Below are 25,726 nucleotides of genomic sequence, written 5' to 3'. Positions count from 1 at the left end.
TCAATACGTAGGTCATGTTTTACAACCATGCGTATGAATGGATTGCCGGGTGATTAAAATATGAATACAATAGGCAATTAAGGGTCATTGAGGCCTGGTTTTATCAATTTATTTAGGATCACACTATGAAAAATCCCGTCAGTTTCTTTAATGCAATGAAAAAAAATGTCCATTCATTAGAGAGTTACCGTAATACAGATACAAAACCTTCTATGGAAGAGCTGAAGAAAAGTCTGGCTTTAGCCCTTACTGCGTGTGATATTGCTGAAGGTTGCGAGGACTCTGTTAGACGGGAGATTGAGGCCCAGATTGAAAAAATATATCAGCTTACAGGTGATATAGTAAACCAGCCGGCTAAGTTAGAGAAACTGACACAGGAATTAGTAACGCAACAGCAAACGCTTTTGGCCTATACGGAGTTATTTGCAGCTGGCCACTTTAAAGATGCGCAGTATCTAGACCGGCTTCTTAAGCAGAACGAAGAAAAAGGCCAGGCTGTGCTTGATCTTGCCAAAACAATAATGAGCGATAAAGTGAGTTTGGCTAATATTGTCGGAGAACTAAGCAATGAACGAATGAACCGTAACCTTAAAAAATTGAACTTCACTAATCATGATGACGAGTTAGAACATACTCTCGAAACTTCCTCAGCTTTGCGGATGTAGGATTCTTTACGATACAAGTGTAAATTATTCGCCATCGCTACGATGCTCTAGTAGCGGGTCCCGCGGTCAGTGCCGCGGGAATTCCGACGGGGAACACTAAGTCTGATTATATAGATTAAAGGTACTAATGGATTAGTGTATTCAATGTAGTCATCGTTTTATGATGCAATAATTAATCAGTGTTCTTATTACGCGCTCTGCCGGCAAAGAAAAATCCACTTCGATAGCAAGGCCTTCTCGATTGAAATCATCAAGGACATTGAATAATCGAAAAGAGCGACCATTGTCTAGTTGATCATGCATGAAATCCATAGACCAACATTCGTTGATTGCAGTGGGCTGAGCCAGTGCCTCAGACTTTTCCCTGATTAACCGCTTTTTCGGTTTTATCCGCGCGTTTATGATTCCATGCAAAACCTTCTTGTCTTAATTTATCAAACATCATCTGATTCCGTATGAAGGATAATCTTCAGCCAAACCGCTCAACTGATTACATATTGAACAGACTATGTTATAATAAACCACTTATTATGGAGCAGCTGATATGTTTATAAAAAGATTTCCTGAAAATTCACTCATTAAAAAAATTAAAATTAATGGCCGGTTTATTACAGTCTACGTGCCCTCTGACGAACTGGATAAGTTCAATGAGCGCTATAATCGTCTGGGCGTAATCTATCCCACCCTCGCCGTGGGTGAGGGTGCGATGCATGATTATGCGCACAACAAACGTAATAAGCATCTTTCCTGGTTGTTTAGCAAGAGCAAGCATGAACACTTTCATTTTATATTGCCAGGTTTAGCTACTCCATCGAATCTGGAATCGTTGTTAAATCATTTCGATGGCGATTTAACTCCGTCGCAACAGCAGGAAATACTATCAGGCTTTGAGTCCTACACTACTAATATGTCGATAGAACGAGTCCTTGAGTTTTCAAAAATACATGAATATGTAACAGCTGCAGTTTCTTATGAGGATTTTTATGCCAAAAAATTAATGCCTCTATTGAACGAATTGCTTACAGAGTTCGTCAACTACGAGCAGGCGAAAAACGAACAAAAAAAACTTCCTCTAACAATGAAGGTTGGAGATCGAACTGTTAATGCAAAAGAGGCTTTCGACATTGTTTCTAATTTTTTAGGCCATATAGCAATTATTATTAAATTTGGAAATAAATTAGGGAAACTTCCTGAACAGAAAGATGGAGAATTTGCAGATAACGCACCCTTAATCCAAGAGTTCAATAAATTATTTGAACAGGCATCGTCTATACCGCTACCTAATATGCTCAAACTGTCCCCGAAACTATACAATGAATTAGCTGATAATTTTCCCTTTATTGATGCCGGAATCAATGACTTCTATATGCATATTAAAGAGCAACTCTCAAGACGGCTAAACACTTCAGAATTAGTGTTTACTCCAAAGGAAGCAGAGCTAAGTGATTATGATAAAGCAATTACAATATTAAATAATCAGGGAAAAATAGGCCATATGGTTATAAACCTGATTGACCGCTTAGCTGAGCATCGAAATAGTTGGAACCCTTACTGGTATAATAGCAGCGAAAAAATTCAGTTAATAATTAGCGCGGTATTAAATATTGGAAAGGGGGACGATTTGGCATCGATTTTAAACGATAAACAATCCGAACTTTACACAGCACTAAATATGCAACGATTACTTCCGGTGACTTTTTTAGGTCATTTGGGTTTTTATCATGCAAAATCAGCCATAAAAGTGGATAGCGAAATGGAGAGGGACAATAGAAAAGAATTTAATTAATAAACTCCTAATTACATGGTTTAAATAGAATAACTGGTCACTCCAAAGCACAATGGGATCAAATTATCGGCTCAATTACCCATAAGCAAAAAGAATGGGAAAAAGTTTTTGATAGTACACATCCTAATAATTGTGCTTGGGAGTCGGTTTTTGTTATGTCTAAATTTGGATTTCAATCCGACATCTTCTTTTTCTTGAAACTTCCTTAGCCCTGCGGATTTAAAGTTCCTCACGAGGTTTTCCCATTCCAAATCCCCGCAGCATCGACCGCGGGGCCTACACGAAGCCTATTTAGAATATCGGTTTAACTAATTAAGGATAATATTTAAAGACTTGTTTCTAACTGCTTTTAATTGCTTTTTTCGGCAACATTTGAATTCATCCGAAGAGCATGTTCGGCCACCAGGCATGGGCCCCGCGGTCGCTGCCGCGGGGATTCGACTTAAAAAATACTTTGTTGCTTTACACATTTGTGTAGGTACCTGTGGGTCGCAGCGGCGGGGTTCGATAGTTAAGAAATCCCACTAACTTCCAAGATCACTAAGTCTGATTATCAAAATAATCAGACTTAGTAAGTGGCTGAGAGTTGAGCATCCACTCTTCTTTCAACAACTGTCCGGTTTACATTACAAATCCTGTTTCCAGCTCTATAGTGCCCTCAGTCGTGGTTTCACCCAACAACCAGTCATCGAGTGCCTCATCCATTTCAAAATTTAATAAGTCCGATGAAATTGTGGACTCGCTTTCTTTCTCAAGGTTATGTTCCTTATCTTCTAGGCGCGGCCGTTTGTTAGTTGTCGGGCAAACAGCGTCATTTTTCCGCTTAAGCCCAAAAAAAGCATTCCGATTACGCCCAGGCGAATCGGTTTGCATTCGATTTTCCTCATCCGCAGGTTTCTCTGGAAAACAGGCAATTACTTCCTTGAATTCAAATTCAGATAAATGTTGTTTTAGCTTTTCAATATCGCTGGCAGAGGGATTAATTGCTTGCAGGATGGGCCGGGCCGCTTTGAGAAGTAATTCAGTATTAAGGAATATACCTTTCTCCATAAAGAAGATAAGGTCTGGTATTGAGCGGATCCAGGTGGACAGCTGGAAATGCGCATTATTGCAAAAACCAATAAACTTCTCAGGAGATTCATTAAACGTTTCAAGCTGGAGAAGAAAAATGTGTCTGGCAAAGTGCTCGGGAAGTTTACTGACTATTAAGGAATAAATTGCACAAGCCTGTTCGAACTTCAATGACTGAAGCAGCTGCAAATAATCGCTTGCGCTTGATAAGGCAGGGGTTCTGCGGTTAATACCATTAGAATTCTGAACAGCTGTGAGCTTATCAAAACACATTAAAAATAATTCACAGTATTGGCCTGCACTTAAATACTCTCTGAGATCAGAAAGATCTTGGAGTGAGTAAATTAGCCGGGGAAGGAAGTCGAAAATACTTGCCAGTGTTGCTGCACGCTCATCAACATCCAGCCGGTTAAGTTCCGCTAATGTCACTAAAAGCGAATGCTCGTTCGTTTCAAATTTGATTCTTGATCTTATTCTACTTAGCTGTTGTTTTGTCAGATAGCGGCCAATCGAAACAAGGTCTCTTGCTGACTTGATATGTTTAGGAATGATATTTTTCAACAGCTCGAAGGCCTCCTTAATTTCTGATGGAGCCAGACAGGATAAGAGCGTGCTGATGGTGTCTGCACTCTTCCCTACCCAGCTTTTGAAACGGCCTTTAAACATATCAAATACCAATTTGTTATCTTCTTTGGGGCACCTTAATTTCCTCAGAAAAGTGGTCAAAGAGCCAAATGATTTAATATTTCTTTGTAAAACTTCTTTGCAGCTTGAGAGTATATCGCCTATCTGCTCTGACTCAAGAACCGGGAATGGCGCACGAATAAAGTCATCCAGTTTGGTGAAGAGTTGTTGCCATGGAAGATTATTGAATACATAGCGATTAACAATATTGCGTTGTTCAGGAGATATATAGAACAGCAAATTATTCCAATCGTTTGTATTTTGGATCAATGTATTTAAGTTAGGGAGTAATTTTCGGTCGAATATGACATTACGTTGCTCAATGTTGACTGCTTTGAGTACTTGGGCCATATCATAAGTTGAGTAACATGAAAATGTGTCGAGCCGAGGTTCAATACTGTTAAAAACATTTCTAATATGCTGCTGTGCTTTCATTAAAAACTGACGATCTTGTTCATCTGAACGAATTTGCATAAGATGCATCGGTTCGATAAGATTTTTTAAATCGCGAAAAGAAGATACAGCGGACAAGTCAGTTAATGTAATAAGCAAATCAATATATCGCCCGGGGATACGGCCTTCATACTTGCCTTCAAGTGCAGAACGAACCTCGCTGACAGTTGCTTTTTTTGGTAGTTTATCGATCTGAATCTCTAAAATTAATTCATCAAATTCAGCAGGATTCAATATTCTGAACAGTTGTAATAAATGAATTGAAGAGTTAATCCATCCGGGAATAGTATTTTTATGATGTTTAAACAGATTTACTTGTTGATGGAAGTGTAAGTGATCATAAACCGACATAAACTGGTTTAGTGTTCTAATATTATCGGATTGATCGGCCAGCCCATTCGGAAAAATTAATTGGCGATGATTATCTGACAGCTTCTCAAATACTAATGTGCGAGAAGTTACTGTTCTCATCAAAGCCGGAAGCCTTTCTCGCATTTGATTGAAAAAAAACTTCATTTTTTCATTATTGCTCAAAGAAAGTATTCCATAAACCTTGCAAAAAGACTCTGCTGTTGTAGTCAACCTTAAAAGCTCATCAATAATTGAGCCCCACAGGACACCTTGTTTTGCAGAGCTAATCTGATCAATCAGATTGCGTTCAAACTGGGATGTCTTGTCAATGCATAGTCTGGCAAGATAATGCTTCAGCGGATCATAAATGGTTTGACATTGTTCGACTTCCAGCGCTTCTGTGAGATGAACTATTAATGGGATTAGGTGTCCCCAATGCTTTTTGGATGATTTAAGCAGTGACTGGCTTAAACTTGTCAGAAGCGCGATTAACTTCTCAGTTGATGTAGTAAGAGCGAACAGAATGAGCTGGTCGCGATTGTTTTGATGGAGTAATGCATCCACCAACAGGGGATTTCTAAAAATTTCGATAATTTCATCAGGTGACAGGTTTTCTAAAACTACCAAATCCTGCGGTCTGTTAAATGAGATTCTTACCTGTAATTTCTTCAGAACATGATGGGTTAATGGTAGTTTGTCATGTCCATTTAATGGTTCCTTGGTATCGAGTTTTTTCTTGAACGTTTCCTTCGCCGAGCGATATATCTTAATCGCTTCTTCTGTGAGTGACTCTTGCCTATTCGCGCTGGTTCTGATATTAGCTAATACATCGCGATATGTAACGAGCAATTTATCCAGCTTACTCCCCAGAATATTGAGGCATGTGGCTGGATTTTCCCGATTGTCTTTTCTAAAAGCATAGCGTTTTAGTTTCGATGCTTTGTCCACAAGAGCCTGCGGAATCGCTCGCTCCAGAGGCTTATGAGTCAGGGAGGTGATAATGCCCAGTTGCGACAGTAATTTGTAGATAATCTCCCGAGCCTCTTCCAATTGTTGTTGATTAGGATTATCCATTGCTTCAATCGTTTTAAGCGGCTCAAAATATTCCTTAAAAAACTGATTATCCTCTGAGGGCAGTTCTGCAACCCTTTGAAGGGTTTTGGTAATAAGCACTTTGTTGAATGGATTTAGCACTGGTGCACTGAAATCGCGGAGGGTCTGTATAAACTGTTTAATTTGATATGGTTCATCTGAGTGATCCTCAATTGCGTTATACCAGGCAATAAAATCCATCAAATGTTTATCAAAAAAATCACCTGCCACGAGCTCGCTCCCACGGCCATTCGCACTATTTTCCTTCATTTTTTGGCGAAGGAAAGTCAGCTTCCCTAACAAATCATTATTATTTACTGCCATGGCATCATATTGCTGCTTGGACTCATAAATGATCTGTGTGTCCAATGAATAATGGAACAGACGCAAGGTTTCCTTTTCATTTAAACGATCCAGTGAGCGCTCAGTATCGTCATTGACGTAAGGGTTGAAAATAGGTGGAAAACCTGCCCCCCCCTCCTCTCCGAGTATGAAAATACTACCCACAGGGATAAGATGGGTGCCAGCGTCGTTTTGGATATGAGTGGATAGAATTTTTAGCAGATCCATTTCCCATTGTCCGGTCGAAGCGTTGTAAACTGGTTCCAAATCTGGAAAGGAAAAATGAATAGACTCGACACACTGTAAATCAGGAATTAAATACAAAAGCGGATTTGCAGGCTTACTGGATACCGGCTTTGACAAAGCGACCAGTTGAGCAGCTTTAGTCCATATTTTAGTCACAGGATGATACGGTAAAGCCGTGTATGACAGCAGGCTGCCTTTTATTAAATCCCAATTAGCTTTCAGGGCTTTTTCCAAGGCCTCGGCAAGGTTTGCTGAGGGTAATTCACTAAAAACCTTGCGGCAATGTTTCACATAGGCTTGAATTGTTTTTTCAGGCATTGCTTGCACAGGTCCTGTGGAGTCAAGTTCCTTCAAAAGATTTGTAAGCGATGTTTGGGTCTTGCGTAAAAACGCACGGATATCTTTGGTCATTATGCTTCTAAATATGTCTATGTGATGCGATATTGCACTGGGTATGGGATGGATAATCCAGAATTTTCAACGCAGAACCCCTGTTCTAAAATAAATAAATGCTCATATAAAATTAATTCTATTATCATTATGCACTCAAACTTGCTTGGTAGAGTGAAGCATTATGTTTCCAGATTCAGCTCAATTTATTTTCTTTCTGACGGCCACAATTATTCTGAATCTTACTCCAGGCAATGATGTTTTATATGTTGCAAGTCAAAGTCTTAATAGTTTTAAACACGGGGCGGCTGCAACAATCGGCATCGGTACCGGTATTGCACTTTATGCAATTGCTTCAGCGCTGGGTCTGTCCAGTATTTTACAGGAGTCCCCTTTTATCTTTAATTTGATAAAAATAACGGGGGCATTTTATTTATTTTACCTGGCCTGGAAAGCCCTTGGTTCACAAAAAAAATCTCTAAAAACCGAAAAGCAAACAGTGTCAGTTTGGAAGTCCTACCAGAATGGAGTGCTTACCAATCTGTTAAATCCCAAAGTGGGCATTTTCTTTATAACTTTTCTGCCGCAATTTGTTGATGTGGAGCGTGGAAGCATCTGGCTGCAATTATTATCATTAGGATGTTGTTTTGTGATATCGGGCACCATTATCAACTTTGTCTATGCTTTCTTATTTGCCTATTTAAAAGAACGCATTTTTTCCAGCGATGCAATTCAAAATTTATTTAATAAACTCACTGCGCTTATCTTTTTTGCTTTAGCTTTGAAAATACTGAGTGCCCAGCAACACATGTAATTATAAAAAGGGGAAAATTAGCAATCCGATTACATACAGGCCATATAGTGAAAGCATGATGATCCCTGAGCGCTTGGTCATCTTTCCGGTTTTCCAAAAAATTATCATCATCCCAATAATCATGATGAATACCCAAGTGAATGCATAGTATTTAGTAAAGAGATCCATCGTCAGAGGTCTAATCATTGCGGCTGTTCCAGTAATTAGGCCCAGGTTCAGGATATTAGCGCCAATAATATTGCTGATTGACAAGTCCGTAACCTGCTTCCGGGCTGCCGTAATGGCTGTAATTAATTCGGGTAGCGATGTACCAACGGCCACCGCGGTTAATCCAATAATAAATGAAGGGATTTTTAAGGCGGTTGCAATGGCAGTTCCTGAGTTAACCAGTAACCAACTTCCAGCAACCACCAAAACTGTACCTAGGAGAAAATGCATCACTGCATTTATCATTGGCACATTCATTTCAGGGGTGGCCTGTGGCTCTAAGGACTTATTTTTTTGTCGTTCAGATCTGGCTTTTATCAGATTTAACAGCAGATATATCAGTGCAGAGATAACCAGAAACAATCCGCCCCAACGGCTGATTTCAAGATTCCAGGCAAAAATAAAAACGATTGTCGTAGTCGCTAACATCCATAGTGACCGCCTTTTAAAAGGAAGAAGCTCAACAGAGACAGGCGCTAAGATTGCAGTCAGGCTTACGATTAAGCCTATATTGGCTATCGCGGAGCCCAGGGCATTACCCAGCGCTATACCTGAATCGCCAAGGTAACTTGCCGTTGCTGAAACTACAAATTCAGGCGCTGTTGTAGCAAGGCTTACTATTGTTCCTCCGATAATAAATCGTGGGATCTTCAGATGAAAAGCAATGACGGTACTTGAGCTTACGAACAGATCGCCACCCTTCAGAATAAGAACAAAGCCTATCGCAAATAAAATTAGCTGCATCATCATGATATTCTTCCAATGCTATGCGTTTAATTACAGATACTCCCTGGCAAACCGTTCATACACTTTTTCGGATATAAAAACATCTACCAAATCGGAATCGATTTTACCTTCCACTCTCATTTGATTGAGTATTGCTAGTGCTTCTTCCAATGACATAGCTTTCTTATAGGGTCTATCATTTGCAGTCAGCGCCTCAAAAATATCAGCGAGAGCGACTATACGCGCCTTTAGAGGAAATTGCTCACTGGTCAGGCCTCGGGGATAACCAGTTCCATCGATTTTTTCATGATGGCTTCCTGCATAGATTGGAATATTGCGAAGGCTTTTAGGATAAGGTAAAGACTCGAGCATTTTGATGGTTACACTGACATGATTATTAATAATTTCTTTTTCTTGAGCCGATAGAGTTCCGCGCCTTATCTCCAGCATCTGGATTTCAGCCTCGCTAAGAAAGTTTTCTGACTGATTATGCTCAGAAATCAATTGACGCCTGGCAATCTCTTTCATGGCATTTATTTCATCATCGGATGTATCTTCCCTGCCCTGATTAAGTTGATGGATTAATTCACGTTCCTGGGACAAACCGTCCAGTGCTTTCTGCAACTTCTGATCATTGGATAAATCATAGGTTTCGCCGCATAAGCCCTTAATTTGTTGTTGTAAATTTTCGATAATCATATCCCTTTTCAATACTTCAAAACGTATATCGATTAACTTTACACCATCCATAATTGTTTCAAGCTTGGTAGATTTATCCACCACAGACTCGGGTATGGAAATTTTTCCGCAATCGTGTAACCAGGCAGCGACTTCCAGTTCATATAGCTCATCTTCAGTCATGCTGAAATCCTTGAGGGGGCCGTGATTTATTGCACAAGCGGCCTCGGCGATCATCCGTGTGATAATAGGCACTCGTCGGCAATGATTTCCAGTGTAGGGTGATTTTTCATCGATTGCCTTGGCAATAAGCTGTATTAAGCCATCAAAAAGATTCTTCTGGTCGCGAATGAGCTGCTGGTTGGTAATTGTGATTGCCGCTTGCGAGGCCAGTGATTCTACCAAATGCTGTTTTAATGGCGAAAAAGTGGTGATTTTTTTGGTCTTCGGATCGATAGGATTGATCAGTTGAAGAACGCCGATTACCTCATCGAGATGGTTGGTCATGGGGACCACAAAAAATGACTGTGAATGATAATTCATCTGTTGGTCAAATTTTTTTGTACCAGACAGCTTATAGCGCTTGTTTTTATAGGCATCTTTAATATGAACTGTTTTCCTGCTGATAGCAGCCCAGGGAGCAAGCATATTCCTATTCGCTTCGCCTCTTTCATTGTATAAAGGCAGATCTTCGAGCCTAGCCTGGTTCTGACTCGTTCCACCCAGATGAAGTCCCATCGATTTATTTATCAGGATTTCAAATTTGAGTTTATTGTCATACGTGCAGGTATACAAAGTACCGCCATCTGCATTCGTAATTTCTTGCGCTTTCCTCAATATGGATTCTAATAAGACGATAGGATTCCGCTCGGCAGAAAGTGATTTTCCAATATCAGTCAGCACCTTCAGCAAATGAGAAAATTGGGAGACACTGAGGCCCATGTTTTTTTTCAATGATGAGTCTTAACAAATTATAGCCAATATTTATTAATTAACTACGATATCGGCTATAAATTAAGCAGGTGACAGGACGCCTTCATTGTCTGACTAATCGTTGATTTAGCCCCTTTACAACAGTCTTCTCTGTCGAGCGATAAGGATTAATATCCAGCCCCCCCCGTCTTGTATATCGCCCATAGACGGTCAGTTTTTCCGGTTTACAACGATTCAGAATATGTACAAAAATCCGTTCAATGCATTGTTCATGGAATTCATTATGATTACGGAAAGAAATCAGGTATTTTAGCAGCCCTTCGCGGTTTATCTGTTTACCCGTATATGCAATTTGCACTGAGCCCCAGTCCGGTTGCTTTGTAACCAGACAATTTGATTTTAATAAATCAGAATAAAGGACTTCCTCAACCTTCTCTCCCTCAGTAAAAAGATAGTTTGGTTCAACAAGGTAGACGGAGCAAGTAACATCGAGTTCATCTATGCATTCACCAGCCGGCATTGACTGGATAAAACTAAGTTCTTTATCTTTCAGGGAAAGGATTCGAACATCAACTTTCCCCCCGATACGCGCCGATAAATCACGCGCTACGATTTGCCGCAGGGTTTCGCTATCCTTAATTCGAGTGTTATTGAATGAGTTAAAATAGAGTTTTAAGGATTTTGATTCGATTATGTTAGGGGTCTCGCAATCATAAATAATTTCAGCCAGTGCAACGACAGGCTTACCTTTTTCATTAAGCCATGACACCTCATAATGGTTCCAGCAGTCAAACCCATAAAAAGGAAGCGAAGAAGAATCAACGCCAATTTCACTGCGCTTGCCCTCTCTGGAAACAGCAAAAAGGCGATCAGGATTATAATGGGTATCGTATTGCGAAGACTGCCCCAGTTCGGATTCATCTGGCTGGCTTTGATATTTTTTTCCCAATAGCAGGCTCATAATAAGGTTCTCAACCGTTAATTGCTTCTACACCAGGATGGCATTTTATCATATTAATTACAGCAGTTGTTATTGCAGAAGGCAATTCTCAACGCTCAGCTGCTGACGAACAACATCTCTATCCCTTCCATGGTTTTCTTCTGCCGGGAATAATGATGTGTAATACAGATAAGGGTTGGCACCGGAGTATTGGAAGTTTCTATCTCCGCCATTCTCCGGGCTGGTCGGATCAAGCAGGCCTGGATAGGCTTGACCAAAAACATTACCGGCATTTTGCCATTCATCAAACCAGGTGATTTGAAGCAGAAAATATTCCTTGAATAATGAACCGGTATTTGTTGCCGGACTTAGGACTCCGGTATCCGGGTCGAGGTTGGCCAGCGTATAAACAAAGGCTTCAATAGGCTGCCCTGACTGCGAATAATCAGTATCCAATCCAATAATAATGAATTTCTGGAGAACGGTATTGTAAGTCCATGAAAAACGGTAATAATTGGGCAATACCCGATGACACAAATATTGTTCCGGGTTCTCAGGATTTTGCGAAGGATACTCGGGAACAAGTGGAATGGTATACTTCTCGCCGTCAAAACCCAGCCATCCCCGGGGATTAGCCAGATTATCATTCCGATACACACAAACACCTGCAGGAGGTGCTGAACTACTAAATGCCTGCAGGTTTTGCTCGATTAATACGTAATAGTAATCCCCCCATTGGATAATATTGCTTTGTGCAAACATCCCTCCTTTGCCGCTGGTAAATGCATAAGGGGAAGCGATAAGGGGCAAATTAAAGCCAGGCTGCTGTGGATTAGTAAATACCTGGAAACTACTTCCTCCATCTGTAGACATTGCACCTATCAGATTTCCATACACATCGGTCACGTTGGATGGGATGATATGGTATTCATTATGGACAAATGTGAATATATTTTGTCCGTCACTGGTGAAAGGTGAAACCATCCATATTTCATTATTGTAACTGGCTACCGGATATTCATTGGGAGTACTATTAAATCGACTCTGAAGCCAAGCCGAGCATTGCCCATTATCCTTGTAACGTACCAGATTGGAAATAATGTCCTTAGCCCCTTGTGAAACCGGTATTCCTGCGGATTTGAAATAACCTTTTGAATTGCTGGCAAACCACCATACAGTCTGATCTGCTGCAATGAAGGGCCTGGCCGGGTTGTCAGAATAATCGCCATCTGTAATTGGACAACCTTTAGTATGATCAAATACAGTTTCTTCAGCCGAATTTTGAATCCGCACCGGACCGAGAACCGGATCACAGGCATTATAATCTAGCGGGAAAACGATTGAGGTTTTTACAAACAAAATAGCCAGTAGTCCGTATGATATCCTTCTCAAGGCAATCTCCGAAAACTGTGGATTTTAACGAAATAAGTAATACACCTCAATACAGGGGAATACTCTTAATTATTAAAATAGTGATTGACTCATCAGAAGACTCAACGTTTAATAGACGCTGTATAAATTCTTATAAATCAAAGGACAAAAGATGAGGTTGAATAAGCCAATTTCTTTAGCGATTGGGATTTTATTATCAACAAACGGTTATTCTGACGGCATTATGGAAGATGAGCCCTATTTGATTGGATGGTCTAAAGTGATCACTCTAAGTGCCGGGCCAGCTTGGGCCTGGCCTGGAGATGATCAGACTTTGGGACGTTTGTATGTTTACCCGGTTAATTTTGACGAAGTAGCTCGATTCAGAGGAAGTGAAGATGCAAGAACTCTCGGCACGGGTGAGGTATTTCTTGCCCTGCAGCATCAGGTCGCTAACAATATGATTGGCCGTCTCGGGCTTGCTTTTGCAGGCGCCAGTCAGGTGGAAGTCAATGGGACGATGGATCTGGTTGCTGTTCCTAACGTAGCGAATTATAGCTATCACATTAACCATAGCCGTGTAGCCATTAAAGGCTTATTAGCCACGGAAAATCCTGCTTATTATGTTCAACCTTATTTAAGCGGGAGTTTTGGTATCGGCTTTAATCATGCCTATAGTTTCGAGACACACCCCCCTGTTTATTTAGCTAACCCCGGGATAGCACTGGCCAAGCTGGGTTATCAGAGCAATACTACCCAGGGTTTTGCGTTTACTTTAGGCGCTGGTGTTCAGAAAAACCTGTCGCCCCATTGGCAAGTAGGTTTAGGTTATGAGTTTGCTGACTGGGGTAAAAGCAGGCTTAATAATGCCATGCCCGATCCCTGGGGCTACGGCTATCCTAAACTGTCTTATTTATATACTCACGAATTACAGTTTAGTTTGAGTTTCATTTGCTAAACCCGTCGTTGCGAACGCAGTGAAGCAACCCAGGAATAGTCAGAATCGAGCTTCGATCTGGATTGCTTCACCAAAGGCTCGCAAAGACGGCCTATCGCCCTACTACAGCGGCTGTCATCCTTGATACGCAAGTCTTCTTCCCTTCTTCATTAAAAATATCCACTTCCCAAACCTGGGTAGTACGTCCAATGTGAATTGGGGAAGCTTTTGCTGTAACAATGCCCTTGGTAACGGCACGTAAATGGTTAGCATTGATCTCAAGACCAACACAATAAAATTTTTTCGAATCGATAACACCGTTTGCTGCAGTACTGGCAATTGTTTCTGCCAGCACGACGTTAGCACCACCATGAAGCAGACCGAATGGTTGTTTAGTGCGCTCAGTAACTGGCATGCTGGCTTTCAGAAAATTATCTCCGATTTCAATAAATTGTATACCAAGAAATTCTGACATGCTGTTTTTTCCAAAGCGGTTAAGATCGTCAAGCGTAACTTCCTTGAACCAGATTGCCATTGACATCTCCCTGGACATTTAATCATTTTCATTAGCTAATTATAATAGGCTAAAATTGTAACCGGTCAAATAAGCTAAACTATATATATCAGCTAAATATATCGAAAGGGAAATCATACCATGGCATTTGTACAGCACTGTGAAAACTGCGGCCTCAAGGTCGAAATTGAAGATACAGATAATCTGGAATTTTCTGTCGAAAGAAAAGAAGAAATGGAAACGGAATCACAAAAACCTACCTTGTGTTCAAATTGCACGCAACAGCAAATTCAACCAATTATCTAAATTTCTATGGCTTTTACCGCATATGATGCTACAACCTATCGGGCAATGCAATTAAGGGCTGATATGAATAAACTCGCTTAGCTCTGCGTACAGCATTACCTCCTCCCCCTTTTCCCGTTAATTGCTGCGGAATCATTTCATGTAAGCTCTGCTCGGTATTTAAAATAATCTTTGAATGTCTTCGATTATTAAAATTGTTCTGGGTCGGTTCTGGTTGATCTTCAGGTGAATTATACTCGGTTTCTTTTCCCATACCAATATCATTGGAAGAGGCTTTAAAATAAGTTTAGTTCATGGTTACCGCAAAGCAAATTAAGGGTGATAAATCGTTTATCACCTGGCAATGCCTTCTATGCGATAAAGTAATCAACAATAAAGGGAAAGAAAATAAAAAAGAGACCCAGGCCTAAGTAAAATATGAATTGATCCTGGATTCGTTTTTGTTCGCTTTCTCTAGGCCGCAGCATATTAAAGGCGATAAAAAGCAGAATAATTCCGATTAGCGTAAAAAGAATTTGAACGAATAGAAAGAAAGACATTTATTTTCTCATTTGTCTGATATCCTCATTGGATGTAGTCCGCCTATAGACATCCGGACTACATGCAAAGGGCAATGGGGAATCATGTTTGGTGGCATGAACTATTAATGCTTATCTTTTTTATCAGCCCCTTTTTCAGAACGCTTGCCCATCTTGGTTTGCCCAACGGACCCATTACCGGCTGGTTTCAGAGGCTCTTTTTTATATCGAGGGATCCCGGCTGACTCAGCTACTTCACGAACGATCTGAGTCGGATCAATACCTTCCATTGCAGAGGAATCTAATGCTTGGCTTGCAGCATCCTGCCAGGCAGTCATGGGATTAAAATGACTCATATTCGACATTGCAGTATCAAAAGCACTTTTATGCCCTGTCTGAGAATCCTCGCGGAATTGGCCGAAACCTTTTACAAACTGAAGCATGGCGCGTTCAGTAATCTCGAATGATTTTTCAACATAATCAAGCCACTTATGACCAGACTCAATCATATTACATATCTGACGCTCCCAAAGCATTTCGGGTCGCTCAATTTTTTGTAAGTGTTCTGTTTTAGGTTGAAAGGATTGCAGTGTTTTAATATTCAGCTGCATCATTTCTTCCATCGGTTTTTGCATTTGTCTGGCCAATTGATTCAGCTGATTCATATAATTTTCCATAATCATGATATTCCCCAATTTTGTTGCATCGCACAATAAAAGATAGTCCTTTAAACTGAAAAAATCAAGTTTTGATTTTAATTGCAGGAAAGGGACACGATAATTATCGCTTATAAGGTTCGAATTCTGGTGCCGGCGTTTTCGAATTTGCGACAACGTCCAATCCGAAACCAGGGGCAACAGCTAACCGAATCCCCGCGGTCGCAGCTAACCGAATCCCCGCGGCATCGACCGCGGGGCCGACAATGCCTGTTGGAGTAGCATGGTTCTCAGACAAGTTTCAATGTTGCCAAAAATAGGATTAAAGAGGTAGTTATAAATAAGTGTTCCTTCACATTGAATGGCTTCGTGTGGGCCCCGCGGTCGCAGCCGCGGGGATTCGGTACATTCAGTGCCACAGAACTCGGTAAATTCAGTGCCGCAGGATTTGAGCATCGTTGTAACGAGATATAAATCTTGCAGGATTTGATCTGTAGATTATTTACTTTTCACCTTTTTCATCAGGCGCCTCTTCTTTTTAATCTGTCGGCCCGTTAGTTTATTTTTCTTATCTTTGAATGGATTAGCGCTACCCTTGAATTCCAGTTTTAAAGGAGTTCCGACTAATCCCAGATGTTCAACAAATGCATTGGTAAGGTATCGCTTGTAGCTGCCGGGTAAAGATTCCAGCTGGTTGCCGTGAATAACAATAATCGGGGGATTATGTCCGCCGGCATGCGCATATCTTAATTTAATACGCCGTCCCTGAACTAAAGGAGGTTCATGCTGACTGACCAGATCCTGGAGCAGTCGAGTGAGTTTTGGTGTTGAAAATGCCTGTACCGCTGAAGCAAATGCCTCTTTAATATCTTTGAATAAAGACCCTACTCCACTACCATGTAGTGCAGAGATAAAACGAATTTTGGCAAACTTTGCAAAATGAAGGCGGCGATCAATCTCGCTGCGAACATGCTCCCTGTGCTCTTCATCAAGGCCATCCCATTTATTGACAGCGATAACCAGTGCCTTACCTGCTTCAATAATAAAGCCTAGAATATGCATATCCTGCTCAGTCAGACCTTCTTTTGCATCTATCAGCATCAGACAGACGTGAGAGTTCTTAATTGCCTGCAGGGTTTTAATAACTGAAAACTTTTCAATTTTCTCATCGACACGTGCTCGGCGACGTACACCGGCTGTGTCAATTAGAATATAACGCTGCTCGTCGCGCTCAAAAGGAATAGAAATGCTATCGCGAGTGGTACCTGGCATGTCATAGACAACCACCCTCTCCTCACCCAGAATGCGATTGATTAAAGTCGACTTCCCGACATTGGGTTTACCTGCGAAGGCTATTTTTATTTCATCAGGCGACTCTTCTTCCAAATCCACAGCTGGCTCGAATTCGGCCGTAAGATGCTGCAGAAAAGAGGTCATTCCGCGACCATGGGTTGCAGAGACTGGATAGATATCTGCGAAACCCAATTGCTGAAACTCGGATATGGCTATTTCTTCATCCAAGCCATCTGTTTTATTGACGACAAGATAAACGGGTTTACTGAGTTTGCGTAATTGCATAGCAATGGTTTCATCAATTCCCGTACGCCCATCCCGGCCATCAACCAGGAACAGAATGACGTCTGCTTCTTCCAGCGCCATTGCAGACTGCTTGGACATCAGGGCATCCACTGCCAAATCATCAACACCGACACCTCCGGTATCTACTATGATAAAAGGCTTATCGTTATACTCTGCTTGCCCATACTGCCTATCCCGGGTTAATCCCGGAAAATCAGCAACCAGAGCGTCCTGAGTTTTGGTTAAACGATTAAAAAGTGTGGACTTGCCAACATTGGGCCTGCCCACTAATACAACCACTGGAATCATGCTTACCCTACTGAAAATCGGCTTAGTTTGCCGTTATTGGTCATTACATAGACATCTTTACCTGAAACGCTGGGTGTTGAGGTGATAGCACTTCCTAGTTTTGTCCTGGAAACAAATTCACCTGTTTGCGCTGACAGCACATGCAGCATGCCTGTTTTATCTCCAATAAGAAGGCGATCACCTGAAATTACTGGTTCAGTTAATCCTCGTGCTTTTAAGGCAACCTGTTTCCAATTCACCTGACCATTTTGTTTATTGATAGCCCAGACCACATCCTCACTATCAGTCAAATAGAGTGTATTTCCCTGTACTGCCATGTTTTTATAAATGGAAGCAGGTTTTCTCCAGATAAACTGGCCGTCGTTTAAGGAGAAAGCGCCTACATAGCCTTGATAGCTACCGAGGATGACTGTTTGGCCTTCAACAATAGGATCGGCATCGATATCGACCAGACGTTCAACATCGCTGGCACCACTGGCAAAAGCAATACTACGTTGCCAAATAACATGGCCTGATTGAATATCAACAGCATCCATTTTACCATCTGAATAGCCGACTAATGCGATCTGATTATTTACAATAACCGGAGAAGAACTGGCTTTTAAAACCAACCCAGGCGCACCATGATCAGAAACCCACAGTTTTTCGCCAGAAGCAAGATTGAAGGCATATAAATTGCCGTCAATCGTTTTGGCCAGTACCTTGCCCTGGGTTATTACAGGTTTTGATAAAACCTCTCCCGATACACTGGCTTGCCATGCATCGCTGCCATCTGCTTGCTTTAGAACAATTAATTTGGACGCCTCAGTACCTACAGCAATGTAGCCTCCTCCAACACTGGGGCCGCTGACTAATACATTATCCAGCTTTCTTGCCCAGATAAGCTTGCCATTGATCTTATTAATGGCCTCAATCGCACCGCTGGAATCTGCTGTGTAGATTGTATTTCCCAAGATAACAGGCTGCAATTTTAAATAATTGGCTGTTTTTTTTGCATTGCTGACTGGAACAGTCCATTTTTCAGTCAAGGCAACTTTAGGCTTAATAGGCTCAAGTTCAGCAGGAGCTGGCGTATTATCTTTACCCAGTAAATAGTCATCAACTGTAGAGCAGGCGCCTAGAGCTGAAATGAGAACTAATAATAAACTTTTTTTAAACATGTGACCTCTTTTATTATTATGCAGCCTGTAAATTGCTATTTGCTGTACTGGATTGAGATAACGCCGCTAACTCATTTGTCTTCATTTCCAGAAACAAATTACCGATACCATGGGTGCGCACTTCGGTAATCGCCTCTTTGTAAGAAGTGATTGCCTGCTGGTAATGGCCTGTTGCAGCAAAAATGTCGCCCTTTAATTCATTTACAACAGGCATATAAGCGGTATCTTCAATGGCAGTTAACGCCTCAAGTGCCTTATCGTAATTTTTTTCAGCAGCCAGAAGCCGTGCAATTCGGATACGGGCAACCTGTTTCAAAGCTTTCATTTTAGAATGGGAAGCCACGTCATCCAGCATATTTCGGGCTTTTCCAAAATGATTGTGTGCAATTAACAATTTAGCAAGGATCATTCGCGCAGCATCTGCATAGACAGTTTCACCATAATTGGTTATTAAATCATTGGCATAAGACTTAATTGATTTATTATCTTTATTGGAGTAAGCAACCATCATGTGTTCATAAGCATTGGATGCCTGCATGCTCACTTTAGCTTCATGCCAGTTCCAATATTTGTAAGCAGAGATCGCTAGCAGAATCACTGACAGTACTATAGTAATCAGGGTACTGTGGCGGTTCCACCATTTTTTGATCGCTTCTAATTGTTCTTCTTCTGTCATATACACTGACATTTATCTTCTCCTGTCATCATCCAAGATGATCTGTTAAGTATTGACCCAAAGCAGTTTGCGAGATTGTGATTTGTTCTTCATGATTACGCAAGTTCTTAATACTGACTTCATCATTGAGCAACTCGTTTTCACCAATAATAAGCGCGTAATCAGCCCCGCTTTTATCTGCTTTTTTAAACTGACTTTTAAAGCTGCCTCCTGCTGTATTGGTAAATACTTGCCATAAGGGATTAATTGCCCTTAATTGCTCTGCTATCACCAGGGCCTGAATTAATTCTTTTTCCCCGGTCGCTACAATAAAAAAGCTTGGATAAACAGGCGATTGCATCGTCAGGCCAAGCGTTTCCAATAATAACAGCATTCGTTCAACACCAATAGCAAAACCCGCTGCTGGAGTAGGATTTCCTCCCAATTGCTCGACAAGAATGTCATAACGTCCCCCAGCACAGACTGTTGCCTGGCTGCCTAATTGATCAGTAACCCATTCAAATACTGTATGGCCATAGTAATCCAGCCCTCTAACCAGTTGGGGGTTAATCGTATAATTGATACCCAGCCTCTCAAGCCCCGCACAAAGTGTCTCGAAGTGCCGTTTACTTTCTTCACCAAGCGAATCAGCTAATTTAGGGGCATTGGCCAGCAAATGCTGCATATCTGGATTTTTACTATCGAGAATACGCAAGGGGTTTTTATATAACCTGCGTTTGCTATCTTCATCAAGATTTTCAAAATGCTGATGCAAATAGTCAGTTAAAATTTCTTTGTATCGTTGCCTCTCGCGAAGCTCACCTAAACTGTTTATTTGAAGTTGGACATGTTGCCTGATGCCCAATTCTTCCCATAGTCGGTAACAAAGTGCGATCAACTCTAGCTCGATAGCGGGGCCTGCCATTCCCAATGCTTCAACACCAAATTGGTGAAACTGCCGATACCGGCCCTTTTGGGGTTTTTCATGACGGAACATTGGACCCGCATACCAAAGTTTCTGCTGCTGATTATGGAGTAAACCATGTTCCAGGCATGCTCTTAAACATCCGGCGGTGCCCTCAGGTCTTAAACTGATACTCTCCCCATTTAAATCATTGAATGTATACATTTCCTTTTCAACGATATCGGTGATTTCACCAATTGACCGTTTGAAAAGCTGTGTTGACTCAACAATTGGAAAACGGATTTCCTGATAGCCATAGCGGGTAACGCAGCGCATGAATAATTGCTCGAGCATCTGCCAACGAATACTTTGCTCAGGCAATACATCATTCATGCCCCTGATGGCTTGCATTCTCTCAACCACCTTGTACCTCCGAAGAATTACTTTCAGAATCAGTGCTAAACATGGATTGCATTTGTGAAAGTTCAGTCGATTTACTGTCAGCCTCAGTATTTACAGATAGATGTTTTTCTTCAACAGTTTTTTCTGCACTGATAATCGTTTGATTGGTCTTGTTTTTCTGCCACCATAGACCGACGGCGACCACGGCTGTCAATGCGATGATAATAGTAAACCAGCGTACGGCTTTTTCTTTTCGATTAGACTCACGTTTGCTTTGCCATAACGCTTTTTCAAGCTTTCTCTCAGAGTTAAACAGGCTATTATAAGTCGTGAGGAATGGTTCTGCAGAAATCCCCAGCAACTTGGCATAAGCACGTAAATAACCCTTGATAAATACTGGCTCAGGCATCTGTTCATAATTATCAGCTTCCAATAGCTCAATGACTCTTACTCTGAGGTGAAGCTTTCCTGCAACATATTCCTGACTAAACCCCTTTTTTTCACGTATACGAGCTAATTGCGAACCAGGAAGCTCCTGATTACTCTGATTAACTTCATCCATTAATAGTGTCGTATTCATTTTTTTCTCCGGTATAGTCCGTTGATCTTTCTAACTTGCCAAGGCGCTGTTTGTAATTCTCTTCCATGTCAAAGCGTCCTGTTTCGTGCGCCGCGTCCATTGCTTTTGTTAACAGGACAGCGTCACTGTTGACAATTTCCTTATATTGCTGCAAATAAGCAAGTGCCTTTTCTGTTTTATTTTGTTTCATTTCCAGGTTTACGAGCTCATACAGCGACTGTTTGCGCTGTGAATCATGCTCCAATGCCTTAAGAAAATATGCCTCAGCCTTGGGAATATCAGGAATCTGCTCAGCGCAAAGCCCGGCGTTTTCATATGCGCCTGCCGTGTGTATGTACTGGACATCATTTACCGCTTTCAGAAAGTATTTTTCAGCTTCCTGGTACTGGCCTTCGCGGCATAAAAAAGCACCATAATTGTTTAATTGGGAACCATTCTGGGGGGCAAGGGCAAGGGCTTTTTGGTAATATGTTTTTGCTTTACTTTTATCGCCAGTTTTCTCGAGATAATAAGCCATGGCTACATTTGCATCTGGGGAATCCGGCGTTAAATCCATTGCCATTAGCAATTTTCGTTTGGCACGAGGAATATCGCCCTGTTTCAAATAAGCCATCCCCAGCTGAACATTATATGAGGCGGCATCATTCCGTTTCTGTGTCTCCAGTTTTTTCTCAGCCTGAACCTCTGAATTATGCTGGCAAGATAGAAGCAATCCGCAAAGTATCAGTAATAAAAGCCGTGAACCGATTAACACAATTTTTTCACCACTATGATAAAGAGCGCCCATTATAACCGCGAATAAAGCAATTTAAAAAGACTTAGCTTTGATTTTCAGTTTGATTAATTGTTTTCTCTTTGGGTTGAAAGTGTAATTTTTGCCATCTCTGTGAGCGAGTGGTCCTATCCTTCACCTCGCCGGCGAGTTGGCCGCAGGCTGCATCAATATCATCGCCTCTCGTTTTTCTGGTAATGGTGTTAATCCCTTTAGAGACCAATATATCACGGAAAGTATCAATTGCCTGCTGTGAAGACCGCTCGTACTGGGTTAACGGAAAGGGATTAAACGGAATTAAATTCACTTTGGAGGGAACATCTTTTAGCAATTTAATGAGCTGCCTGGCATGCTCGGGCTGATCGTTGACGCCTTTCAGCATAACGTATTCGAATGTAACCTTGCGCTTTGGCTCATCTTTGAAGTATGACTTGCATAGCTTCATTAATTGCTCAAGTGGATATTTTTTATTAATGGGTACCAAAACATTTCTGAGCTCATCATTAGGTGCGTGCAGTGAAACAGCCAGGGCAACCGGACTGACCTTTTTCAAACGCTCGAGCTCCGGTAAAACGCCAGAGGTACTTAATGTAACTCGTCTTTTGGATAAGCCATAGGCCAGATCATCCATCATAATATCCATTGCAGCCACCACATTGTCAAAATTGAGCAATGGTTCCCCCATTCCCATCATGACCACATTGGTAATATGTTTATCATGGTGGCCATTGTCCTCGGACAATGTTCTTACTGCAAGCCAAACCTGGCCAATGATTTCAGCCGTACTGAGATTTCGGTTGAATCCCTGTTTTGCTGTGGAGCAAAAACTGCAATTTAAGGCACAGCCTACTTGTGAAGAGACACAGAGAGTCCCGCGATTGGCTTCGGGTATGAATACTGTTTCAATGCAATTACCACAGTCAAGTTTTAACAGCCATTTACAAGTACCGTCTTTTGACTGCTGACAGGTAACAATTTCAGGAAGCCTGATTTCAGCAATTTGCGAAAGACGCTCACGAAGTGCTTTCCCGAGATTCGTCATTTGAGAAAAATCATGATAGCCAGCCTGGTGAATCCATTGCATGACTTGTTGAGCACGGAACTTTTTTTCACCAATCTCCATAAAAAAGTTCTGCATTTGCTGATAATTTAAGTTCAACAAGTTAATTTTACTAGACATTATGACAACCTCAAAGAGAACAGCACGCTTCGCAGCATTAGAAAGTAAACGCTTGTTTTACATTATAGTCCGCTCACCTCTTTTGCAGCTTGTTTGCGGATACGCAAACAGGCTTATGTAACCTTGAAGCGCTGCGCTTATCAAGGTTACATTTTAAAATTTATCTGTCGCAAATTTCATGGGGTTCAAAGAAGAAAGCCACTTCAGTAGCCGCGTTTTCAGCGCTATCAGAACCGTGTACAGCATTGGCATCGATACTGTCAGCAAAATCAGCACGGATTGTACCAGGAGCTGCTTCCTTAGGATTGGTTGCACCCATCAGATCGCGGTTTTTCATTACGGCATTCTCGCCTTTTAATACCTGAATCATCACAGGGCCAGAAATCATGAAGCTAACCAGATCATTAAAGAATGGGCGGGCTTTATGAACTGCATAAAAACCTTCAGCCTGTTCTCTGCTTAATTGCATCATTTTTGCAGCAACAACCTTAAGTCCTGCGTCCTCAAATCGTGTGTAAATCTTTCCGATTACAGATTTGGCAACCGCATCGGGTTTGATAATGGACAGGGTTAATTCAGTAGACATCGTCACTCCATTCAGTTCTCATTAAAGCGCGTTATTATACACGAAACTCTTTTGAAATTCTTCCTATTTCTTATCTTCGCCTAAACTGGCATCGAATAGCAGGGATTCCTGGTTTTCCTGTACCTGTGCTTCATCAATCCGGTAATCGGGAAGTAACTTAATTAACTCGTTGATACGAATAATTAAATCGTGGTAGACCTTCCTATAATTGCGCATTTTGGAACCCATTTGAATACCCTGACCGAAGTAGTCAGTTAAACCCTGCTCCGTTTCATTGGCTATTGGCCTTAACTCACTGATTCGACTGATGATGAGCTGATGCTGTTCAGAGTCAAGCGATGTTTCCAGGGTTTTTTCTGCCCTTGCCCATACGTCTTTACTGATTGAACTATCACCTTTTGCAAAATCGTAATGAACCAAGAGACTGGTCAGAAGCTGCACGAATGTGGTTTCAGGCCTGTTGATGCCATCAGCAATTAACTTATGCTTCACTTCTTTGGCTATTTCCAAAAGCTTCTTTTGCCATTCCTCGGCATAATGCCTGAGCTTTCTCTGGCTTTCAGAAATCAGCTGTTCCTGGGCCAACTCGTCAATATGGAATGCCTCGTTTATCTTGAGAAGGGTTTGTCGTTCAGCTTCCAGATCATCGCGTGTATTACCGCCTGGGGCTTCTTCTACCTTTCCTGTTTCCCCGGATAGTAAATAATCGATAAATAATTTTTGAGCGTAAAGCTGATAGTCACGGGCCTGCTGCATGATGATCCCATTAAATACATTTTTTAAGGGCATGCGCATGATAGTATGATAGAAATTGTTTGGCGTTTTTAATGCATAAAGTAAATCCTCATCCACCAGCTTGATTTTGTAATTTTCCAGTATACGTTTTGCGGTAATCAATCCATAACTTGAAAACCATTTGGATAAATCAGTGTCTACTTTTTCTTCGCTCATCATCTGTCCAATATAAATGTAACCAGGAAATCTCAATTCGGATAATTGAGGACATACGGCTAACTATGCTATAACCCACTCTTTTGAATTATAGAATAACCACATGCTAAGCCCTATTCATAATGATTTGCAAATTTTAATTGATTTTTTACAAACACCTACGCCTGACGGATGGCTGGCTGCTGCACTGAGAAATATTCCTTTGCTGCTTTTAGATCATGCGCATTGTGAACGCAAAGCGGCAGCAACTGCAATTAATTTGATCAGCAAATATCCTGAGCTACCTGAGCTGGTTGAAATTATGTCGCCTTTAGCCAGGGAAGAGCTCTTGCATTTTGAAAAAGTACTGGATCTAATGCGGGAAAGAAATTATCCCTTCGGCCCTCTGCAGTCCTGCAATTATGCGCAGAAAATGCATGCACATGTCACTAAGGGGGGATGTCGTGATCGCTTAAGGGATCAATTAATAGTCGGCGCCATAATTGAAGCACGATCCTGTGAACGTTTTTACGCACTGGTGCCTCTACTCGATGATAGCCAGCTAACCCGCTTCTACTCCTCGCTGGTCAAATCGGAGGCACGTCATTTCCAGGATTATATGAAACTCGCGCATTTGTATGGTGAGGGAGTTGAAGAGCGTCTAGAGTTCTTTCTGGCGATTGAGAATACGATAATATTAGCTAAAGATGAAATGTTTCGATTTCATAGCGGGGTACCTGTTTGATATGCTCGCTCGGTGAATACTGAGTTGGCCCAGCATATGTATCTACACATCCCCTACGCCCTGCGGCTAGTCCGCAGGGTCCAATGATTTTCTATGAGTCTTCTGGATCCCTCGGACAAGCCGAGGGACGTAGAGGCTAGGAGCAGACTGTGTTTTCAAAGATGTGTAGATACCTATGGGCCCCGCGGTCGCAGCCGCGGGGATTCGAAGAGACTGCGCGCGGGGATTCGAAGAGATTGCGCGCC

At 41.6% G+C, this 25,726-nt stretch carries 23 protein-coding genes and 1 pseudogene; 6 read left to right on the top strand and 18 right to left on the bottom strand.

Annotated elements, in window-relative coordinates; genetic code table 11:
• The first annotated feature begins 125 nt into the window (after positions 1–125).
• The gene (locus tag DYH42_RS07105; RefSeq protein ID WP_058524141.1) at positions 126–665 is read left to right on the top strand and encodes a hypothetical protein; all 540 of its coding nucleotides are present in this window, start codon (positions 126–128) and stop codon (positions 663–665) included.
• 177 nt (positions 666–842) lie between these two features.
• Here DYH42_RS07105 and DYH42_RS07100 read toward each other — a convergent pair.
• Positions 843–1,067 (bottom strand): annotated as a pseudogene (locus tag DYH42_RS07100) (IS3 family transposase); the annotation flags it as partial.
• Positions 1,068–1,209: 142 nt separating this feature from the next.
• Between DYH42_RS07100 and DYH42_RS07095 the strand changes: the two are divergent.
• Positions 1,210–2,451: a hypothetical protein gene (locus DYH42_RS07095; protein ID WP_058524140.1), complete on the top strand. Its 1,242-nt coding sequence runs from the start codon at positions 1,210–1,212 to the stop codon at positions 2,449–2,451.
• Between the two features lie 621 nt (positions 2,452–3,072).
• On the opposite strand, the gene DYH42_RS07090 is transcribed toward DYH42_RS07095, so the two are convergent.
• A complete protein-coding gene (locus tag DYH42_RS07090) occupies positions 3,073–7,101 on the bottom strand; it encodes a hypothetical protein (protein WP_058524139.1) in 4,029 nt (1,342 codons plus the stop codon).
• Between the two features lie 163 nt (positions 7,102–7,264).
• Between DYH42_RS07090 and DYH42_RS07085 the strand changes: the two genes are divergently transcribed.
• Positions 7,265–7,894 carry a LysE family translocator gene (locus DYH42_RS07085; protein ID WP_058524138.1) on the top strand — a complete coding sequence of 210 codons (630 nt, stop codon included), beginning with the start codon at positions 7,265–7,267 and terminating at the stop codon, positions 7,892–7,894.
• Here DYH42_RS07085 and DYH42_RS07080 read toward each other — a convergent pair whose 3' ends face one another.
• From DYH42_RS07080 to DYH42_RS07065, 4 genes are all read right to left on the bottom strand, one after another.
• A complete protein-coding gene (locus DYH42_RS07080) occupies positions 7,895–8,851 on the bottom strand; it encodes a calcium/sodium antiporter (protein WP_058524137.1) in 957 nt (318 codons plus the stop codon).
• Positions 8,852–8,878: 27 nt separating this feature from the next.
• Positions 8,879–10,447 (bottom strand): HD domain-containing phosphohydrolase, encoded by a 1,569-nt coding sequence (locus DYH42_RS07075; RefSeq protein WP_058524136.1) that lies wholly within the window; start codon positions 10,445–10,447, stop codon positions 8,879–8,881.
• A gap of 94 nt (positions 10,448–10,541) precedes the next feature.
• A complete protein-coding gene (gene queF / locus DYH42_RS07070; RefSeq protein ID WP_058524135.1) occupies positions 10,542–11,399 on the bottom strand; it encodes an NADPH-dependent 7-cyano-7-deazaguanine reductase QueF in 858 nt (285 codons plus the stop codon).
• A gap of 69 nt (positions 11,400–11,468) precedes the next feature.
• On the bottom strand, positions 11,469–12,770 hold the full coding sequence (locus tag DYH42_RS07065; protein WP_131793018.1) for a hypothetical protein: 1,302 nt from the start codon (positions 12,768–12,770) through the stop codon (positions 11,469–11,471).
• A gap of 151 nt (positions 12,771–12,921) precedes the next feature.
• Between DYH42_RS07065 and DYH42_RS07060 the strand changes: the two genes are divergently transcribed.
• Positions 12,922–13,707 (top strand): outer membrane protein, encoded by a 786-nt coding sequence (locus DYH42_RS07060; RefSeq protein WP_058524133.1) that lies wholly within the window; start codon positions 12,922–12,924, stop codon positions 13,705–13,707.
• Between the two features lie 91 nt (positions 13,708–13,798).
• On the opposite strand, the gene DYH42_RS07055 is transcribed toward DYH42_RS07060, so the two are convergent.
• A complete protein-coding gene (locus DYH42_RS07055; RefSeq protein WP_058524132.1) occupies positions 13,799–14,221 on the bottom strand; it encodes a hotdog fold thioesterase in 423 nt (140 codons plus the stop codon).
• A gap of 120 nt (positions 14,222–14,341) precedes the next feature.
• Between DYH42_RS07055 and DYH42_RS16570 the strand changes: the two genes are divergently transcribed.
• Positions 14,342–14,506: a hypothetical protein gene (locus DYH42_RS16570; RefSeq protein ID WP_157062401.1), complete on the top strand. Its 165-nt coding sequence runs from the start codon at positions 14,342–14,344 to the stop codon at positions 14,504–14,506.
• 28 nt (positions 14,507–14,534) lie between these two features.
• Here DYH42_RS16570 and DYH42_RS07050 read toward each other — a convergent pair whose 3' ends face one another.
• The 11 genes from DYH42_RS07050 to DYH42_RS06995 form a co-directional block, all read right to left on the bottom strand.
• Positions 14,535–14,759, bottom strand: coding sequence for a hypothetical protein (locus DYH42_RS07050; RefSeq protein WP_058524131.1), 225 nt, complete (start codon positions 14,757–14,759; stop codon positions 14,535–14,537).
• A 390-nt stretch (positions 14,760–15,149) separates the two neighbouring features.
• Positions 15,150–15,689: a hypothetical protein gene (locus tag DYH42_RS07040; RefSeq protein WP_131793019.1), complete on the bottom strand. Its 540-nt coding sequence runs from the start codon at positions 15,687–15,689 to the stop codon at positions 15,150–15,152.
• Between the two features lie 489 nt (positions 15,690–16,178).
• Positions 16,179–17,567: a ribosome biogenesis GTPase Der gene (der, locus tag DYH42_RS07035; protein WP_058524128.1), complete on the bottom strand. Its 1,389-nt coding sequence runs from the start codon at positions 17,565–17,567 to the stop codon at positions 16,179–16,181.
• Positions 17,568–17,569: 2 nt separating this feature from the next.
• Entirely contained in the window at positions 17,570–18,727 is a 1,158-nt protein-coding gene (bamB, locus tag DYH42_RS07030) for an outer membrane protein assembly factor BamB (RefSeq protein ID WP_058524127.1), read from the bottom strand.
• Positions 18,728–18,743: 16 nt separating this feature from the next.
• Complete coding sequence (locus tag DYH42_RS07025) at positions 18,744–19,415, bottom strand: YfgM family protein (protein ID WP_058524126.1); 672 nt, start codon at positions 19,413–19,415, stop codon at positions 18,744–18,746.
• Between the two features lie 16 nt (positions 19,416–19,431).
• Entirely contained in the window at positions 19,432–20,697 is a 1,266-nt protein-coding gene (gene hisS / locus DYH42_RS07020) for a histidine--tRNA ligase (RefSeq protein ID WP_172464987.1), read from the bottom strand.
• Between the two features lie 4 nt (positions 20,698–20,701).
• Positions 20,702–21,268, bottom strand: a complete 567-nt coding sequence (locus tag DYH42_RS07015) for a helix-turn-helix domain-containing protein (protein WP_058524124.1) — start codon at positions 21,266–21,268, stop codon at positions 20,702–20,704.
• Positions 21,243–22,055 (bottom strand): type IV pilus biogenesis/stability protein PilW, encoded by an 813-nt coding sequence (pilW, locus tag DYH42_RS07010; protein ID WP_065232830.1) that lies wholly within the window; start codon positions 22,053–22,055, stop codon positions 21,243–21,245. Before pilW ends, DYH42_RS07015 begins: the two co-directional genes overlap by 26 nt.
• Positions 22,056–22,086: 31 nt before the next feature.
• Positions 22,087–23,220 carry a dual-specificity RNA methyltransferase RlmN gene (gene rlmN, locus DYH42_RS07005; protein WP_058524123.1) on the bottom strand — a complete coding sequence of 378 codons (1,134 nt, stop codon included), beginning with the start codon at positions 23,218–23,220 and terminating at the stop codon, positions 22,087–22,089.
• 160 nt (positions 23,221–23,380) lie between these two features.
• Complete coding sequence (gene ndk, locus DYH42_RS07000) at positions 23,381–23,806, bottom strand: nucleoside-diphosphate kinase (RefSeq protein WP_058524122.1); 426 nt, start codon at positions 23,804–23,806, stop codon at positions 23,381–23,383.
• A gap of 63 nt (positions 23,807–23,869) precedes the next feature.
• Positions 23,870–24,757 (bottom strand): hypothetical protein, encoded by an 888-nt coding sequence (locus tag DYH42_RS06995; RefSeq protein ID WP_058524121.1) that lies wholly within the window; start codon positions 24,755–24,757, stop codon positions 23,870–23,872.
• Positions 24,758–24,860: 103 nt separating this feature from the next.
• Here DYH42_RS06995 and DYH42_RS06990 point away from each other — a divergent pair, with 103 nt between their 5' ends.
• On the top strand, positions 24,861–25,481 hold the full coding sequence (locus DYH42_RS06990) for a MiaE family protein (protein WP_058524120.1): 621 nt from the start codon (positions 24,861–24,863) through the stop codon (positions 25,479–25,481).
• The last annotated feature ends 245 nt before the right edge of the window (positions 25,482–25,726 follow it).

This window comes from Legionella birminghamensis (assembly GCF_900452515.1).
Lineage (GTDB): Bacteria > Pseudomonadota > Gammaproteobacteria > Legionellales > Legionellaceae > Legionella_C > Legionella_C birminghamensis.
The sequence above is the reverse complement of the archived record's forward strand: the minus strand, read 5'-3'. Positions and strand labels throughout refer to the sequence as shown.